Source organism: Cutibacterium equinum, assembly GCF_028021195.1.
GTDB lineage: Bacteria > Actinomycetota > Actinomycetes > Propionibacteriales > Propionibacteriaceae > Cutibacterium > Cutibacterium equinum.
Window position 1 is genome coordinate 1,877,846 of sequence record NZ_CP115668.1, and the last position, 18,515, is coordinate 1,896,360.

The 18,515-nt window shown below is 62.7% G+C and carries 14 protein-coding genes; all 14 read right to left on the reverse strand.

Annotated elements, in window-relative coordinates; translation table 11 throughout:
* Window positions 1-14: 14 nt before the first annotated feature.
* Window positions 15-485 carry a 30S ribosomal protein S7 gene (gene rpsG, locus O6R08_RS08570; RefSeq protein WP_004809065.1) on the reverse strand — a complete coding sequence of 157 codons (471 nt, stop codon included), beginning with the start codon at window positions 483-485 and terminating at the stop codon, window positions 15-17.
* Between the two features lie 3 nt (window positions 486-488).
* Window positions 489-860 (reverse strand): 30S ribosomal protein S12, encoded by a 372-nt coding sequence (gene rpsL / locus O6R08_RS08575; RefSeq protein ID WP_271417748.1) that lies wholly within the window; start codon window positions 858-860, stop codon window positions 489-491.
* A gap of 345 nt (window positions 861-1,205) precedes the next feature.
* A complete protein-coding gene (locus O6R08_RS08580; RefSeq protein WP_271419332.1) occupies window positions 1,206-1,556 on the reverse strand; it encodes a hypothetical protein in 351 nt (116 codons plus the stop codon).
* A gap of 346 nt (window positions 1,557-1,902) precedes the next feature.
* Window positions 1,903-2,853, reverse strand: a complete 951-nt coding sequence (locus tag O6R08_RS08585) for an adhesin (protein WP_333907885.1) — start codon at window positions 2,851-2,853, stop codon at window positions 1,903-1,905.
* Between the two features lie 269 nt (window positions 2,854-3,122).
* The gene (locus tag O6R08_RS08590) at window positions 3,123-4,826 is read right to left on the reverse strand and encodes a choice-of-anchor M domain-containing protein (protein ID WP_333907886.1); all 1,704 of its coding nucleotides are present in this window, start codon (window positions 4,824-4,826) and stop codon (window positions 3,123-3,125) included.
* Window positions 4,827-5,071: 245 nt separating this feature from the next.
* Window positions 5,072-8,953 (reverse strand): DNA-directed RNA polymerase subunit beta', encoded by a 3,882-nt coding sequence (locus tag O6R08_RS08595; RefSeq protein ID WP_271417750.1) that lies wholly within the window; start codon window positions 8,951-8,953, stop codon window positions 5,072-5,074.
* A 169-nt stretch (window positions 8,954-9,122) separates the two neighbouring features.
* The gene (gene rpoB, locus O6R08_RS08600) at window positions 9,123-12,602 is read right to left on the reverse strand and encodes a DNA-directed RNA polymerase subunit beta (RefSeq protein ID WP_271417751.1); all 3,480 of its coding nucleotides are present in this window, start codon (window positions 12,600-12,602) and stop codon (window positions 9,123-9,125) included.
* 178 nt (window positions 12,603-12,780) lie between these two features.
* Window positions 12,781-13,965 (reverse strand): hypothetical protein, encoded by a 1,185-nt coding sequence (locus O6R08_RS08605; RefSeq protein ID WP_271417752.1) that lies wholly within the window; start codon window positions 13,963-13,965, stop codon window positions 12,781-12,783.
* A gap of 239 nt (window positions 13,966-14,204) precedes the next feature.
* On the reverse strand, window positions 14,205-14,600 hold the full coding sequence (gene rplL, locus O6R08_RS08610; RefSeq protein WP_271417753.1) for a 50S ribosomal protein L7/L12: 396 nt from the start codon (window positions 14,598-14,600) through the stop codon (window positions 14,205-14,207).
* A gap of 13 nt (window positions 14,601-14,613) precedes the next feature.
* A complete protein-coding gene (gene rplJ / locus O6R08_RS08615; RefSeq protein ID WP_271417754.1) occupies window positions 14,614-15,228 on the reverse strand; it encodes a 50S ribosomal protein L10 in 615 nt (204 codons plus the stop codon).
* A gap of 280 nt (window positions 15,229-15,508) precedes the next feature.
* Window positions 15,509-16,207: a 50S ribosomal protein L1 gene (gene rplA / locus O6R08_RS08620; RefSeq protein ID WP_271417755.1), complete on the reverse strand. Its 699-nt coding sequence runs from the start codon at window positions 16,205-16,207 to the stop codon at window positions 15,509-15,511.
* A gap of 75 nt (window positions 16,208-16,282) precedes the next feature.
* A complete protein-coding gene (gene rplK / locus O6R08_RS08625) occupies window positions 16,283-16,714 on the reverse strand; it encodes a 50S ribosomal protein L11 (RefSeq protein WP_271417756.1) in 432 nt (143 codons plus the stop codon).
* Window positions 16,715-16,844: 130 nt separating this feature from the next.
* A complete protein-coding gene (gene nusG / locus O6R08_RS08630) occupies window positions 16,845-17,747 on the reverse strand; it encodes a transcription termination/antitermination protein NusG (protein WP_271417757.1) in 903 nt (300 codons plus the stop codon).
* Between the two features lie 23 nt (window positions 17,748-17,770).
* On the reverse strand, window positions 17,771-18,430 hold the full coding sequence (gene secE / locus O6R08_RS08635; protein WP_271417758.1) for a preprotein translocase subunit SecE: 660 nt from the start codon (window positions 18,428-18,430) through the stop codon (window positions 17,771-17,773).
* Window positions 18,431-18,515: the final 85 nt, after the last annotated feature.

An 18,515-nucleotide genomic window follows, 5' to 3' on the forward strand; every position in this document is an offset into this window, starting at 1 on the left:
AAGAGGGCCAACAATCACCAGCGGTAGTGGGCGAAGGCTCGGTTGGCCTCAGCCATCTTGTGGGTGTCCTCACGGCGCTTCACGGAAGCACCGAGGCCATTGGAGGCGTCGAGGATCTCGTTCATGAGACGCTCGGCCATGGTCTTCTCGCGACGCTCACGGGAGAAGGCAACCAGCCAACGCATGGCCAGGGTGGTCTGGCGAGCGGGCTTGACCTCGACCGGCACCTGGTAGGTGGCACCGCCGACGCGGCGGGACTTGACCTCCAGGGAGGGCTTGATGTTGTCGAGCGCGCGCTTGAGGGTCTGCACCGGATCGGTGTTGGTCTTGGCGCGGCAGCCCTCAAGGGCGGTGTAGACGATGTTCTGGGCGACAGTCTTCTTGCCGTCGAGAAGGATCTTGCTCACGAGCTGGGAGACGAGAGGAGATCCGTAGACGGGATCGACCATCACTGGGCGCTTCGGCGCGGGTCCCTTACGAGGCATGGATCACTTCTCCTTCTTGGCACCGTAACGGCTACGGGCCTGCTTGCGACCCTTGACACCCTGGGTGTCGAGGGAGCCGCGGACGATCTTGTAACGCACACCCGGCAGGTCCTTCACACGACCGCCACGCACGAGCACCATGGAGTGCTCCTGGAGGTTGTGTCCGACACCGGGGATGTAGGCCGTGACCTCGATGCCCGTCGAGAGGCGCACACGGGCGACCTTTCGCAGGGCGGAGTTCGGCTTCTTGGGCGTCGTGGTGTACACACGGGTGCACACGCCACGACGCTGCGGCGAGCCCTTGAGGGCAGGCGTCTTGTTCTTGCTGATCTTGTCAGTGCGGCCCTTGCGGACCAGCTGCTGGATTGTAGGCACCGGCTGGTATCTCTTTCCGTCTGGTGGGTTCGGAATTCCCTGGTTTCGCACTTCTCCATCGCTGCGTCGGGATCACCGCTGCCCCTCGCTGCAGACTGGAAGTGCCGTGCGAACTCCGCACGGGCAGACCTTCTCGCAGCAACTCGAGTGGTCGTTTGTCGCCATGCCAGGGCACACACAAGCGTCCGGTCGAACCGGACACGCCGTAACAGCGTATATCCCAGGTTGCGGAGGGTCAAACTCGACGACGATGTGAGGACGGGCACCGCAAAGGCATCATGACGGCCCCGTGGACGATGACTCCACGGCAGACACGACCCTGAGCCACAAATCTCTCAGGCTCTCTCAGACGCCCGTTCGAGGAAGGACCACCGGCCGGGCCGCAGGAGCACCCATTCCACCGGCGACCAAGAAATTGCTGTGGCCACTGCCGTTGGCCTGCCCCTTGACGGTTCCGTTTACACGAATGGTGCCTGAAGCCTGCATGGAGGGGAAGACGATTGGCGGGATGCTGACGACCCCACCCTCAATCTTCGGCAGGACGATGGGGCGCCCACTGACATCGGGAAGGGTGATGGTGCCGCCCTGGATGTCGGGAAGGGTGATCGTCCCGCCCTGGATGGTCGGTAGAACGATGGGGGCCGCGCTGACATCCGGCAGGTGAATCGTGCCGCCGTGAACCTCGGGAGGAACAATGACGTGACGACGGGCTGGCTTGCTGACGTGAACGCTGGCATGAACCGATACGCGGTGGGTCGGGCGGGCGTTTGCCGTGGCCTGCGATGTTGGAGCGGGGAGGGGAGCACTCTGCGCGTGGGCACTGGACGCCGAGGCCAGGACGGTGACCATCGACAAGCACGCCGCGACGGCGCCAGTGAGAACTGCTCGCTTCATTCCCTCATCCCTCACAATACCGGTGGTATTCGTATGCCGACAAGCTTACGTCATCAGGCGGATGGGCAACAATTCGACGCCGCCCCGAACGCGGAAAGCCCCGCGTCCTTAGACGCGGGGCTTCAGTCACACAAGACCGTACAGGCTCTCAGACACCAGTATGGGGCAGAGTGTGCATCCCGGAAGAAACATGCGAGACACCCTCGTCATAGCCACTGGCAGCACCAGTGGTCGTCTTCTCAGTAGCAGCACCAGAACCCGACGTGACGACATGCTTGCCAGAGGTCGCCTTCGAAGCAGACTTGGACTTGGAGGACGTCTTCGAAGCAGACTTCGAACCAGGCTTGGACGACGACTTCGAACCAGGCTTAGCCGGCGACTTCGAACCCGAAGCAGACCCGCTCAGCAGGCGACCCGCCCCATGATCCAGATACACACGAACCGAGCGGACGAAGCCGTCCGAATCAGTCAACTTCAAGGTGTAATTACCCACGGGAACATTGCTCGGGAAAGTGAAGGAGTCAGTCCTCTCATGATTAATGGGCGGCTGACCAATCGTTTGTGAGTTCAGCAAGTCACCGTAATCCTTGGTGTCACCGTCACGCACCAACGACGCCGACAACCTATAGAGCAACCCATCATCGATCATTACCACTTCTTCGCCGGACTTCCACGTCGTGGGATCGAGGGTCGCCTTGGTGCTGTAGGCCTCGAAAGTCTTGCTGCTATTATCCGAAACACGGTTGCCAGCGCTATCAGCGCAGTAGGCCCAAACGGTGTAGTCGCCCGGGGACTTCGGGGTGTACGTGACCCTTTGATCCTCATTCTTCACCGTAGTCCACCTCTCCGGCGGCACATCATTATTCCGAGTGACCCCCCATTTGATCTGGGTCGCGTCGTCCATATCGCAATCCCTAAGACGGATGGCGACCGGCGTGTTTACATCTGCGCCCCTTGCACTATCCGGACTGTCATACGAAGGAAGGGCGTAGGCCGGCACAGAGCCACTCACAAGAGGGGTAAGAGCAAGAGCCAGCCCCGTCAAACTGGCCCCAATGACATGCTTCTTCACGACAGAAATCCTTTCAGTACGCGGCACACCGCACCGCAGACACTCTTATGACAGCCACTTATTCAGTAACTTCACCTGGAATACTGCCCCCCCGGCGATTCTGTCAACACCATGCACGACAGCCAGCCACCAGCAGGTAAAGAACCTCCGCGAACCCCCTAGTCAGCTCAAACAATCCTGGGGCCTCCAGCCACAGATGTGACAAAATGAACAGGTCCGGGCCCCGCGAATGCGGAGACCGGACCTGTCCCTACAGTGATAGCCCTCAGTGGGAGTGACTACGAATACTGCACCTCTCAGACACCCGTATGTGGCAAGGCGCTCGCCTTCACCGCCGGGGCCTGCGATGACGTCACCGAAGGCACATCTGCACCTTGGGTCGGAGTCGGCTGGACGGCACCCTCACCGGCCCCTTCGGAAGCCTGGCTCGTCGGCACCACCGAGGGAGCCTGACTCGGCACCACAGAGGGCTGATCGGTCGGACCTGCAGCCGGGCTGGAGGGAACCGGGCTCGACGGAACCACAGACGCAGCCGGGCTGGACGGAACCGCAGACGGCTGATCGGTCGGACCTGCAGCCGGGCTCGACGGGGCCTCGGACGGAACCGGGTTCGTCGGGGCCACCACAGGCTGATCGTCCTGCTTGTCACCCACGACCCACGTGTACGTCGCCGGCTCGGAGACAACGGCCTTGCCGTCAGTGGCCTTGACCGGGACTCCCTTGAGACGGACCTTCATGGTGTAGGTACCCGGCTTCTCGAACAACCAGTTGGTGTGGACGTGCCCCAGCTTCTTCTGCGAGATGGTCTCCCCCGATGCCAGCACCCAGGACCCGGAGACCAACGGGGAGTGCAGCTTACCGATTCCCTGCTGGTACAGGTAGACCTTTCCCGGCCCCGTCACGTCGACAAACTCGAGATCGACAGCCTCGAAATCAGGAGCAACCCCAAAGGTGTCCCATCCAGGAAACAGCATCTCCTGCTGATGCTCACCATTTTGAGCCAGAACATATCCCTCGGGAGCAAAGCGATCATGCATGGTTTCAGGCAGCTTACGGAAGGCGTTCTCGCCGATCTTCAGCGTCACCGCCTCGGGTGCCCGATAGACAGCGTCGCCATCGCGGTCGTCCTTGATGGCCATCGACAGCATCCCGTCATGGGCCAGACCGGCGAACACGTCCAGGTGACCGTGATCGATCTCGATCTTGGTGGTGTCAATGGTGGGGCCTGCGGTCTCAGTGGGCTCGGGGGTCGGAACCGCCGAAGGAGTATCCGTCGGCGTCGGAGTGGCTGAAGGGGTGACGGTTGGCGTCGGGTCCGCCGTGTCCGCAGGACGAGTGTCATCGTCAGACTTGAGGATGTCCCACGACAGCGTGAAGGGCTGCGACGAAACCTCCGTGCCGTCGGTCTTGGTGCCCACGGCAACCCCACTCATCGTGTACTTGCCGGCGCGAGTGAACAACCAGTGTGCATGCTGGTGGCCCTTGATCGGCAATGACGCACCCTTGACCAACTCATAGGTGCCGTCGGCAAGCCAGGCGCCAAGGGGGCCGTCGTCGTCACCCTCAGGAGAATTACCGGTGAGCAACATCTTGCCCGGACCAGTAACCGTAGTGAAATCGACGCGCAGGGCATCAAAACCATTCTTGGCGAAACGCGGAGCGTTCCAGCCAGGTTCAAACCATATGTCGGCGTCCTCACTGCCGGTGTAATACCCCTCAAGAGGTGACTCACTCACGCCCTTGAGCTCGTACTTTCCGTACGTATCCGGCTGAATCTGAAACTCGACATCATTCGGGTCGTACTTCTGCGAACGGAGCCCATTCTCAACCTGGACGACGGGAACGCCAGTGTCGGTGTCGATGAAGAAAGCGTCTGTGTGGTCCTCGCGTAAGACCACCTTCGCGTCTGCTGCCCATGACATCGGTGCAAACACCGAGGCAAGTAGGGTCATGAGCACGGCCAGCGCCACCGGCCTCACGTGGTTCTTCTTCGTCTGCATATCACTTCTTTCCTACGAGACGGACGGCTCGATTCGAAGGTGGCTCATGGTGTCCCTGTGCACATCCTCGACGGGTGAACCGAAACCATGCTACATGATATTGCGCATCATTCGCAGTAAGGCCACTGGGGTACTCCTCCGAGGTTCGCGGCACCAGGACAAGCCGAAAACGGATCCCCCAACCCACGCAAAAAGCCTCTCCTCCCCACGCGGGGAGGAGAGGCTTTCGCAGCCACGGACCGGACTCAGCCCAGATCACCCAGATCCAGATCGTCGAGCGGAACAGCCGCACCCGATCCTGAACCGAAGTCATAGTCGAACGGGTCGTAGTTCATGGTGAACGCGGCAGCCTTGGCCTCCGCGGTCGGCTCCACCCGAAGATTGCGGTAAATCTCCAGACCCGTACCGGCCGGGATGAGCTTACCGAGGATGACGTTCTCCTTGAGGCCGACCAGAGTGTCCGTCTTGCCGTTGATGGCGGCATCGGTGAGCACCTTCGTCGTCTCCTGGAAGGAAGCAGCCGACAGCCAGGACTCCGTGGCCAACGAGGCCTTCGTGATACCCATGAGCACCGGACGACCCTCAGCCGGACGACCACCCTCGGCGACAGCCTTGCGGTTGGCGTTCTCGTACGAGGTACGGTCCACCAGCTCGCCAGGCATCATCTGGGTGTCACCGGACTCAATGACGGTGATACGGCGCAGCATCTGACGAATGACGATCTCGATGTGCTTCTCGTGAATACCAGCACCCTGGGTGTTGTAGACCTTCTGGACCTCCTTGACGAGGTACTCCTGCACCCGGCGAACACCGGAGATGCGCAGGACGTCCTGCGGGTCGGCGGTACCACCCATGAGCTGCTCACCAGCGGCCACACGCACACCGTCACGGATGACGCGGTGGGTACCGTCAAGGTCGAACTCCAGACGGGCACGACGCGGCACCACGTACTCCACGTCGTCCTCGCCGTCGTCACGGACCAGGATGAGCTTGCGGCGGTTGTCGGACTCCTCGATGCGGATGACACCAGCGGCCTCGGCCAGCGGCGACTTACCCTTCGGGCTACGGGCCTCGAAAAGCTCGACGACACGGGGAAGACCCTGAGTGATGTCGTCACCAGCGACACCACCGGTGTGGAAGGTACGCATCGTCAACTGGGTACCGGGCTCACCGATCGACTGGGCAGCGATGATACCGACGGCCTCGCCGACGTCAACCAGATGGCCGGTCGACAGCGAACGTCCATAGCAACGGGCACAGCAGCCCTGCGCGGCGGTGCAGGTGAGCACCGAACGCACCTTGACCTGCGAGATGCCAGCGGCGATGAGCTTGGAAATCTCCTCGTCACCCAGATCGGAGTTGGCCTCGACCACGACATTGCCATTGGCGTCAACGGCATCGGCAGCCAGGCAGCGGGCATACACCGCAGTGTCCAGGCCCTCGACGCGCACCAAGGCGCCCGTGCCGTCATCAACGGCAATGGTCTTGGGCATGCCACGGGTGGTGCCGCAGTCCTCCTCGCGGACGATGACATCCTGGGACACGTCCACCAGACGACGAGTCAGGTAACCCGAGTCTGCGGTACGCAGAGCGGTGTCAGCCTGTCCCTTACGACCACCGTGGGTGGAGATGAAGTACTCCAGAACCGTCAGGCCCTCACGGAAGTTCGACTTGATCGGGCGCGGAATGATGTCACCCTTCGGGTCAGCCACCAAACCACGCATGGCCGCGATCTGACGCATCTGGGTCATACTGCCTCGAGCACCCGAGTCAACCATCATGTGAATCGGGTTGGTCTGGGTGAAGTTGGCCTCCATGGCGGCGGTCAGCTCGGCAGTGGCCTCGGTCCAGATCTGGATGAGGTCCTGACGACGCTCCTCCTCGGTCACGGCACCACGGTCGTACTCACGGTCAACCTTGGCGGCGCGGGCCTCATACCCGGCCAAAATCTCCGGCTTGGTCGGCGGGGTCTGAACGTCACCGATGGAGACGGTCACGCCAGACAGCGAGCCCCACTTGTAACCGATGTCCTTGAGGCTGTCGAGAACGTGGGCCACCTCAAGCTGGGTCATCCGCTCGGACAGGTCATTGACGATCTTGCCGAGCTGCTTCTTACCGACGAGGTAGTCGACGTACGGGTAGTCAGCGGGCAGCACCTCGTTGAACAGAGCCTGCCCCAACGTGGTGTCGAGGATGACCGAACCGTCAGCGCGCACCGTCTCACCGTGCGGCGGGACGACGCCGTGCAGACGCAGCTTGATCTTGGCGCCGATCTCAAGCTCACCCAGGTCATGAGCCATGATCGCCTCGGCCAGAGAGGCGAAGGCACGTCCCTCACCCTTGAGGCCGTCAAGGGCCATCGTCAGGTAGTAGGCGCCGATGATCATCTCGTGCGAGGGCAGGGCGACCGGGCGGCCGTCAGCCGGCTTGAGGATGTTGTTGGTCGACAGCATGAGAACGCGGGCCTCAGCCTGGGCCTCCGGGCTCAGCGGCAGGTGCACAGCCATCTGGTCACCGTCGAAGTCAGCGTTGAAGGCCGAGCAGACGAGCGGATGCAACTGGATGGCCTTACCCTCGATGAGCTGGGGCTCGAAGGCCTGAATACCCAGACGGTGCAGGGTAGGTGCACGGTTCAACAGAACCGGGTGCTCCTTGATGACCTCCTCGAGGACATCCCACACCACCGGACGCTGGCGCTCGACCATGCGCTTGGCCGACTTGACGTTCTGGGCGTGCTCCAGGTCAGCCAGACGCTTCATGACGAAGGGCTTGAACAGCTCCAGAGCCATCGTCTTGGGCAGACCGCACTGGTGCATCTTGAGCTGCGGGCCGACGACGATGACCGAACGACCCGAGTAGTCGACGCGCTTACCGAGCAGGTTCTGACGGAAACGCCCCTGCTTGCCCTTGAGCATGTCAGACAACGACTTGAGCGGACGGTTACCCGGCCCACTCACCGGACGTCCACGACGACCGTTGTCGAACAAGGAGTCGACGGCCTCCTGGAGCATTCGCTTCTCGTTGTTGACGATGATCTCCGGGGCGCCGAGGTCAACCAGCCTCTTGAGGCGATTGTTTCGGTTGATGACGCGACGGTAGAGGTCGTTGAGGTCCGAGGTGGCGAAGCGGCCACCGTCGAGCTGCACCATCGGGCGCAGGTCCGGCGGGATGACCGGGACGCAGTCCAGGACCATGCCCTCCGGCGAGTTGCCGGACTCGAGGAAGGCCTGCACCACCTTGAGACGCTTGAGGGCGCGGGTCTTCTTCTGGCCACGGCCAGTCTTGATGACCTCGCGCAGATTCTCGGCCTCGGCAGCCAGGTCGAAGTCGTGGAGACGACGCTTGATGGCCTCGGCACCCATCGACCCCTCGAAGTACTTGCCGAAACGCGACTTCATCTCCCGGTACAGGATCTCGTCACCCTCAAGATCCTGGACCTTGAGGTTCTTGAAACGATCCCACACGGCGTCGAGACGATCGATCTGGCGCTGGGCGCGGGTCTCGATGTGCTTGAGCTCCTTCTCGGCGCCGTCCTTGACCTTGCGGCGGATGTCAGCCTTGGCACCGTCGGCCTCGAGCTGAGCCATGTCCTCCTCAAGCTTGACCCGGCGGGCCTCAAGCTCGGAATCACGACGCTGCTCCATGCGGGAGCGCTCGGTCTGTACCTTGGCCTCCAGCGACGGCAGGTCGCGGTGACGAGCCTCCTCGTCGACGGCGGTAATCATGTACGCCGCGAAGTAGATGACCTTCTCCAGATCCTTCGGGGCGATGTCGAGCAGGTAACCCAGACGGGAGGGAACTCCCTTGAAGTACCAGATGTGGGTCACCGGGGCGACCAGCTCAATGTGTCCCATGCGCTCACGACGCACGTTGGAACGGGTCACCTCGACGCCGCAGCGCTCACAGACGATGCCCTTGAAGCGGACGCGCTTGTACTTGCCGCAGTAGCACTCCCAGTCACGGGTCGGGCCGAAGATCTTCTCGCAGAAGAGGCCGTCACGCTCGGGCTTGAGGGTGCGGTAGTTGATGGTCTCAGGCTTCTTGACCTCGCCGTGGCTCCACGCACGGATCTGGTCGGCCGTGGCCAGGCCGATCTGCAACCGATCGTAGTAGTTGGTGTCCAGCACGATTGTTCTCTTTCCCCCACATGGGTGGGCGGTACCCCCTCCTCGTCAGGGAGGGGTTCCAGTCGGGGTGTCTGTGTGGGTCGGGTTGTCCGGGCCCGTCCCCACCCCCGTCAAACGGACTGTGTTCAGGGGGCCGGGGCAACAGCGTCGCCCCGGCATGATGGGCAGGTCAGTCGGCCATGGCGTTGTCGACGCCGGGACGACGCCCGATGTCGATACCCAGACCGGACTGGGAGTCCTCCTCGGAGGTGCGCAGGTCGATCTCCTGGCCTTCCGAGTTGAGCACCTCCACATTCAGGCAGAGAGACTTCATCTCCTTGACGAGCACCTTGAAGGACTCAGGGATGCCCGGCTCCGGGATGTTCTCGCCCTTGACGATCGCCTCGTAGACCTTGACACGGCCCGGAACGTCATCGGACTTGATGGTGAGCAGCTCCTGCAGCGCCCAGGCGGCGCCGTAGGCCTCCATGGCCCACACCTCCATCTCACCGAACCGCTGACCACCGAACTGAGCCTTACCTCCGAGGGGCTGCTGGGTGATCATCGAGTACGGACCAGTGGAACGGGCGTGGATCTTGTCGTCAACCAAGTGGTGCAGCTTGAGCATGTACATGTAGCCCACACCCACCTTGGACGGGAAGGGCTCACCGGTACGGCCGTCGAAGAGGGTGGCCTTGCCGTCAGAGTCAACGAGCATGTCCCCGTCGCGGGTCGGGTGACCGTACTGCAGCAGTCCGGTGATCTCCTCCTCGGTGGCACCGTCGAAGACCGGGGTGGCCAGACGGGACTCCTCGGGAACGTCGATGAGACCGACCTCGCGCAGACGCTCAGCCCAATCGCCCTCGGCCTGGGTGATGTCCCAACCGGAGTGGGCGATCCAGCCCAAGTGCATCTCGAGGACCTGACCGACATTCATTCGAGAAGGCACACCCAGCGGGTTGAGGATGATGTCAACCGGGGTGCCGTCCGGCAGGAACGGCATGTCCTCCACAGGCAGGATCTTCGAGATGACGCCCTTGTTACCGTGGCGTCCGGCGAGCTTGTCACCGATCGAGATCTTGCGCTTCTGAGCGACGTAGACGCGAACCATCTGGTTGACGCCGGGGGCCAGCTCGTCACCGTTCTCGGCGTCGAAGACGCGCACGCCGATGACGGTGCCCTCCTCGCCGTGGGGAACCTTGAGGGAGGTGTCACGGACCTCGCGGGCCTTCTCACCGAAGATGGCGCGCAGCAGACGCTCCTCAGGGGTCAGCTCGGTCTCACCCTTCGGGGTGACCTTGCCGACGAGAATGTCGCCAGTGCCGACCTGGGCGCCAATGCGCACGATGCCGTTCTCGTCCAGGTTGGACAGCATGTCCTCGGAGACGTTCGGGATGTCCCGGGTGATCTCCTCAGCGCCCAGTTTGGTGTCACGGGCGTCGACCTCGTGCTCCTCGATGTGGATCGAGGTGAGGACGTCGTCGGAGACGATGCGCTGGGACAAGATGATGGCGTCCTCATAGTTGAGGCCCTGCCACGGCATGAAGGCAGCCAGCATGTTGCGACCAAGGGCGAGCTCTCCCTTGTCGGTCGATGGGCCGTCAGCCAGCGGGGTACCCACCTCGACGCGCTGGCCCACCGTGACCAACGGGCGCTGGTTGATGCAGGTACCAGCGTTGGAACGGCGGAACTTCTCCAGCTTGTAGGTCTGGTAGGTGCCGTCATCACAGGCGATGTCGATGAGGTCAGCGCTCACCGACAACACCGAACCGGCCTTCTCGGCGAGGGTGACGTCACCGACGTCAACCGCACAGCGGTACTCCATACCAGTTCCGACGAACGGGGCCTCGGTACGCACCAGCGGCACGGCCTGACGCTGCATGTTGGCACCCATGAGGGCTCGCGAAGCATCGTCGTGCTCGAGGAAGGGGATGAGGGCCGACGCCACCGACACCATCTGGCGCGGGGAGACGTCCATGTAGTCAACCTCGGAGTTCGGGACCTCGTCGGCCTCGCCGTGACGCTGACGCACCAGAACACGGTCGTTGACGAAGCGGCCCTCGTCATCGAGCTTGGCATTGGCCTGGGCGATGACGTGACGATCCTCCTCGTCAGCGGTCAGGTAGACAACCTGGTCGGTGACCTGGCCGTCGACGACCTTGCGGTACGGGGTCTCGATGAAACCGAAGGCGTTGACGCGGGCGAAGGAGGCCAGCGAACCGATCAGACCGATGTTCGGACCCTCAGGGGTCTCGATCGGGCACATACGGCCATAGTGAGACGGGTGGACGTCTCGGACCTCCATGCCGGCCCGGTCACGGGACAGACCGCCGGGGCCCAGGGCCGACAGACGACGCTTGTGGGTCATCTCGGCCAGCGGGTTGTTCTGGTCCATGAACTGCGACAACTGGGAGGTTCCGAAGAACTCCTTGATCGCAGCCGTCACCGGACGGATGTTGATGAGGGTCTGCGGGGTGATGGCCTCGATGTCCTGGGTGGTCATGCGGTCACGCACGACGCGCTCCATACGGCCAAGACCGGTACGCAACTGGTTCTGGATGAGCTCACCGACGGTACGCAGGCGACGGTTGCCGAAGTGGTCGATGTCGTCAGCCTCGACGACGACATCCTCACGACCCTCGCGAGGAAGCGTCTCGGTGCCCTCGTGCAGAGCACACACGTAGTGGATCGCAGCGACAATGTCGTCGATCGTCAGCACCTGCTGGTCGAACGGCAGCGACAGGCCCAGCTTCTTGTTGATCTTGTAACGACCAACCTTGGCCAGGTCGTAACGCTTCGGGTTGAAGTAGTAATTCTCCAGCAGCTGCTGGGCGGCGTCACGCGACGGCGGCTCGCCTGGACGCAGCTTCTTGTAGATGTCGAGGAGGGCCTGATCCTGGGTCTCGACGCCGTGATCCTTCTCAAGGGTCTGACGGATCGACTCGTGGTCGCCGAACTCCTCGAGGATACGGTCGGCGGTCCAGCCGAGCGCCTTGAGGAAGACGGTGACGTTCTGCTTGCGCTTGCGGTCCAGACGCACGCCCACGGTGTCGCGCTTGTCGATCTCGAACTCAAGCCAGGCGCCACGAGACGGGATCACCTTGCAGGTGAAGATGTCCTTGTCGGAGGTCTTGTCGGCAGTCTTCTCGAAGTAGACACCGGGAGAACGCACCAACTGGGAGACGACGACACGCTCGGTGCCGTTGATGATGAAGGTGCCCTTGGAGGTCATGAGCGGGAAGTCACCGATGAAGACCGTCTGGGACTTGATCTCCTCGGTCTCATTGTTCATGAACTCCGCGGTCACGAACAGCGGAGCCGCGTAGGTGGTGTCACGATCCTTGCACTCGTCAACGGTGTGCTTCGGATCCTCGAAACGGTGGTCCCGGAAAGACAGGGACATCGTCTCGGAGTAGTCCTCGATCGGGGAGATCTCCTCGAAGATCTCCTCGAGGCCGGACTTGGTGTTGATGTCGGTGCGCCCCTCTGCGAGGGCGGCGTCCACATGGGACTGCCATATCTCATTGCCGACGAGCCAGTTGAACGACTCAACCTGCAGGTCGAGAAGGTTGGGAACCTCCAACGGTTCGTGAATCTTGGCAAATGAGATTCGTCCCGACTGGGGCGAAATGGCGTTGGTGTTCTTCGACGCAGTGCGCGTGGCGGCCAATGTGCGGTCCTTCCGAGAACTCCTACAACCGACCCGTCGGCCGGTCTGGGGGCATGACGAACCGCCCACGTCAAGCATGGGCGATCGCTGGCTATGGTGCAAGGAATGAGTCTACGACATTATCACAGACAATGCAAGCGCACTCAGGGCGACCCAGCCGTCGGGGAAAGACGAGGGCTCACCCGACGAGTTCTCGCCACAGCCCGAGGAGCAACGGATCGACCGGTTTTCCGGCGAAGGGGTGGTACCACCCTTCGACCACATGACCAGCCAAACAGTTCTTCCCGACCTGGCGGGGTGTGTCGTCGCCGGGAGCCCACCACAGGGTCGTTGTCATCGGTGCGCCCCCTCGTTCACGGCGTACCACGACGGCACTGTGATACTCCTGTGCCCCGTCAGCCGGGCGATGTGCCGGCAGCAATGGTCCGTGGTCGATGATGACGAGGTGGTCACCCTCCGCACTGAGATGATGCAAGGAGCGATGAGGACGAGCCGTACTCCCCCACCCAGCAAGGATCTCGGCGTCAGTGACGATGAGAGTCGCACCGGGGTCCAGTTGTGCCCGGCCCTCAGCGGTGGACCTGGCGGTGAGCAGTGCGCAGGTTGGTAGCGCCGGGGCACGAAGGCGACGCAACTGGCCGTTGACGATCTCAGCCACCGGATCACCGGCCACTTCCCCACACAAGATCGTGGCCCCAGACACGTCCTCGGTGACGAAGGTGGGATGGCCGGGGTGGGTCCGACCCAACGTCACGCCATTCCAACCCTCCGGTAGGCCAACGCCCTCGGGAACGCAGTCGACGGCCTCCAGATCAGCGGGGTCCTGCCACCAGTCATCACAGATGCCAGCACATTCGCGCATGACGACACTGCCGCCTCGACGACCGACGACCAGCAGGTATTCTGCCTGGGCCCCTTGCGGAACCGGGATCGGTAGATGGGCACCGGCCCACTCAGGATCCTCGGGAAGGGTGACCGCATCCTGGTTCTCGGGCAGATCCTCGAAGGACTCCTGGCACCACTGGGTCGGCACGGCACGGATGAGGGCTGCCAGTATCTCCGCGAGCTCCCCCTCGGGTTCGACGACCAGCCACGGCAGGGCGGGGCATCCGGACGGTAAGACCCGCACACCAGACTTGTCCCACACCACGAGGATCGGCCCTTCCCCGCCCAGCAGGACTCCTCCACACCCTAGATTTCCGTCGCTGGACCGCCAGTCGTCAAGCAGACCGAGGACGACAAGATCTCGGCCAGCAGCAGTGACCACCCCAATGGGATCAGCCCCACAGACGCCAGACCCGCGCAGCCAGTCAACCTCAGGGCCACCAGCCCAAGGCCATTGCTCAATCCTTGTCCCGGTCATGACGTCACCCCGCAATCGCGATCATTTTCCCGCATCGTGGAATACCGCTTGTGGTGGCAGACACCGCGACATCCAACTAACCATGCGCATCACCGAAGCGCCCTGAGCCGGAGCATCGGTCAGCTTGTCGGGAATACATCCCATCTCGGTTAGGGAGGAGACTAAAATACAATTGCGCCGCCCCACAAGGGGGCGGCGCAAAGTTTTTTCAGTCGCCACTTCGGGCGACCCTCACCAGGTCACTTGAGGGTGACGGTGGCACCGGCAGCCTCGAGAGCCTCCTTGGCCTTCTCGGCGTCCTCCTTCTTGGCCTTCTCGAGGACGGGCTTCGGAGCGCCCTCGACGAGGTCCTTGGCATCCTTCAGGCCCAGGCTGGTGAGGCCACGGACCTCCTTGATGACCTGGATCTTCTTGTCGCCGGCCGACTCGAGGATGACGTCGAACTCGTCCTTCTCGTCCGCAGCGGCAGCGGCCTCGCCACCGGCAGCCGGGGCACCGGCAGCAGCGGCGACAGCCACCGGGGCGGCGGCGGAGACGTCGAAGGTCTCCTCGAACTGCTTCACGAACTCGGAGAGCTCGATGAGGGTCATCTCCTTGAAAGCGTCAAGGAGCTCTTCGTTGCTGAGCTTCGCCATGATGGGCGTCCTTTCACTCGTTGGTGTTGTCCTGGGCGGCGGACGCCTCAGGGGTCTCGGTTGTCTTGGGCTCCTGGTCGGAAGCCTCTCCGGCTCCACCGATCACCGACGGATCGGCGGCAGCCTTCTCCTGCAGGGCGCCAAGGCCGCGAGCAGCCTTGGACGGCAGGGCATTGAAGACCACAGCGGCCTTCGTGAGATTGGCCTTGAGGCCACCGGCGAGCTTGGCGAGGAGGACCTCACGGGACTCGAGATCGGCAAGCTTCTTGACCTGGTCGGCGTCGAGGACGTTGCCGTCCATCACGCCGCCCTTGATGACCAGGAGCGGGTTGTCCTTTGCGAAGTCCTTCAAACCCTTGGCCACGGAGGCCACGTCACCGTTGATGAAGGCGAGGGCGGTGGGGCCGACGAGCTGCTCGTCAAGTCCCTCGATACCCGCCTCCTTGGCGGCGATGCGGGTCAGGGTGTTCTTCGCAACGGCATAGGTGGCGTCACTCCCCAGCGAACGGCGCAGATCCTTGAGCGCCGACACGGAGAGACCGCGGTACTCGGTCAGCACGGTGGCGTCGGCCGAGGAGAACTTCTCCTTCAGCTCGGCGACCGCAGCGACCTTGTCAGGCCTAGCCATTGGGTCTCCTTCCCACTTCTCGTACGTCATGCCAACAGCAGGGCTGCCAGCATCGGAGCCGTAGGGAGGACAAAAGAAAAACCCCGGTGCACAGGCGCACGACGGGGTAGCGAAAGCATCTCGGCGTTCACCTGCGCGGGCCATCCGTCACTCCGGATGCTTGGCGGGACATCCCGACCAGCGGTCTACGGCAACTTGCACAGCATAACTGACCGAGGGTGCAGAACCAAATTGGCCCCCGCAGCGCTCAACGCTGCGGGGGCCGTCGTCATTCAGGTGGTCACTCAGCGACGCGCTCTGCGGCAGGATCGATCTGCACACCAGGACCCATCGTCGAGGAGACGGTCACCTTGCGCAGGTAACGCCCCTTGGCGGAGTTCGGCTTGAGACGCAGGATCTCGTCGAGAGCCGCGTAGTAGTTCTCAGCCAGCTTCTCCGGCCCGAAGGACGCCTTGCCGATGAGGAAGTGAAGGTTGGCGTAACGATCGGTACGGAACTCGATCTTGCCGCCCTTGATGTCGGAGACAGCCTTGGCGACGTCCATGGTGACGGTACCGGTCTTGGGGTTCGGCATCAGGCCACGGGGACCGAGGACACGGCCCAGACGGCCAACCTTGCCCATCATGTCCGGGGTGGCGACCACGGAGTCGAAGTCCAGGTATCCACCCTGAACCTTGGCGATGAGGTCGTCGTCACCGACCTCGTCGGCGCCCGCAGCGCGGGCGGCCTCGGCCTTCTCACCGGTGGCGAAGACGAGGACCCGTGACGTCTTGCCAGTGCCGTTGGGAAGGTTGACGGTACCGCGAACCATCTGGTCGGCCTTCTTGGGGTCGACGCCAAGACGGATGGCCACGTCGACGGTCTCGTCGAACTTGGCCGACGCACCGGACGCGACCAGGGCCAAGGCCTCCTCCGGGGAGTAGAGCTGGTCAGCGTTCACCTTCTCGGCGGCTGCGCGATATGCCTTACTGCGCTTCATGTCTGGTTCCTTTCACCAGGTGTGGTGAGGGCAGCGCGTGCCCCTCCACAAGAATTGTCTGTGGGGTTGTGAGCCTCAGGCCTCGACCTCGACGCCCATGGAGCGGGCGGTGCCGGCCACGATCTTCATGGCGGCCTCGACGTCGTTGGCATTGAGGTCAGGCATCTTGGTCTGGGCGATCTCGCGGACCTGGTCCTTGGTGATCTTGCCGACCTTGTGCGTGAGCGGGTTCTCGGTGCCCTTCTTGATTCCGGCAGCCTTCTTGATGAGCTCGGCGGCCGGCGGGGTCTTGAGGACGAAGCTGAAGGAGCGGTCCTCGTAGATGGTGATCTCGACCGGGACGACGTTTCCGCGCTGTCCCTCAGTCTGAGCGTTGTAGGCCTTGCAGAACTCCATGATGTTGACACCATGGGGACCAAGAGCGGTACCGACTGGCGGGGCCGGGGTGGCCTGTCCAGCCTGGAGAGCGACCTTGACGAGAGCCGCTACTTTCTTCTTAGCAGGCATTGATGGGTCCTTCTTTCAGTGGTGACGGCACCGGTTGATGCCGTCAATGCGAGTCCGGGCGTGACGAGCGTCCGGACACAGACGCACCGGCCAAGTCTAAGCGACTTGGCCGGTGGGTCCAAAATCAGGATCAGATCTTCTCGATCTGGTTGAACTCGAGGTCCACGGGGGTGGAACGTCCGAGGATCTCGACCAGGGCCTTGACGCGCTGGTTGTTGACGTTGATCTCGGTGATCTGGGCCGGGACACCAGCGAATGGACCATCGGTGATCTGCACCGACTCGCCAACCTCGTAATCAACGACCTCAACCTTCGGCTTGGCCTTGGGCGAGGGGGCTTTGTCGGCATTCTCGTGACTGACCTTGGCGACGACCGACGGCGTCAGCATCGTGACGACCTCGTCGAAGGTCAACGGGATCGGGGTGGCCGACTGACCGACGAACCCGGTCACCGACGGGGTGTGGCGCACGATGCCCCACGAGTCATCGGTCAGGTCCATGCGCACCAGCACGTAACCGGGCAGGTACACCCTGGTGATCGTGCGGCGGGTGCCGTTACGAATCTCGACGACCTCCTCGGTGGGCACGACCGTCTCGAAGATGTAGTCCTCCATGTTGAAGTTCTGCACACGAGCGTCGAGGTTCTGCTTCACCTTGTTCTCCATGCCGGAGTAGGTGTGCAGCACGTACCACTCGCCGAACTTCGCCGACAGCTCGTCGCGCAACTGCTCAATGGCGGCGTCAACGGCATCCTGGTTGTCAGCCTCGGACGGCTCGTCCTCCTCGGGTTCCTCCTGCTCCTCGGCGGCCTGGCCGATGCCGAGGTTACGGGCGATGTCGTCATCCGAACTGTTGTCGGACTCGTCGTCACCGAAGTCGAGGTTGATCTCAGGCTCCTTGGCAGAGTCCTCCTCGCCGAGGTCGCCAAGGTCGATCTCGACCTCGTCGTCCTTCTCCTCGGTCTGGTCGGGGGTCAACGCGTCGAGGTTGATCTCGACGTCGTCGTTCTCGCTGAAGTGAGGGCTGTCAGTCACAGGTCAATTCTCCAATGTGATCGTCAGTTGCCAAAGAGCTTGATGATGATCCATCCGAACAGGACGTCCAAGCCACTGACATAAGCGATGATGAGCAGAACGAAAACGAGGACGACGAGGAAGTACTGCCCCAGCTCCTCGCCGGTTGGCCACTTGACCTTGCGCAGCTCACCAACCGACTGCTTGGTGAAGGTCACCGGACCAGTGCGATGGCTGCCCTTGTCGACAGTCTTCTGCGTGCTGCTCTGCTTGCGGACGGGAGCCTTGGTCAGTTCACGCTTCGGCTTGGGGCCGGCGGCCTTGGCATCAGAAGCGGTGTCGGGCTCCTCGTCGCCGTCACGAGTCTCCTCGGTGCCCTTGCGCACCGGCTTGCCACGACGGGCTGGCTTACCAGCAGCGTCCTTCTTGCGCACCGGGCGGCTGGAGCGAGCAGAGGCGGCAACCTTCTCGGCTTCCTCGAGCTGCTCCGGATCGTCGACCACCATGTCCTCGGGATCGGCCTTGCCAAGGGTCTTGTCGACGACATCGTCAGGAGTCGTCAACTCCTCAGCCTCGGGGTCGACGACATCGTACTCCTGCGCCTCCGGAAGGTCGCTGGAGGCCAGGTCCTCCCCCCTCAAAGACAGCTCCCCCTCGACGGAAGGATCTTCTCCGTCACTGAGGTTTCGCTTCTCGTCGGTCACGCTGTTCCTTCGGGTCCTGCCTGATGGATAGTGCCGTGGATCAGGACTTCGCCACGGCTGCGCACCAGGGATACGCCCCGCATAT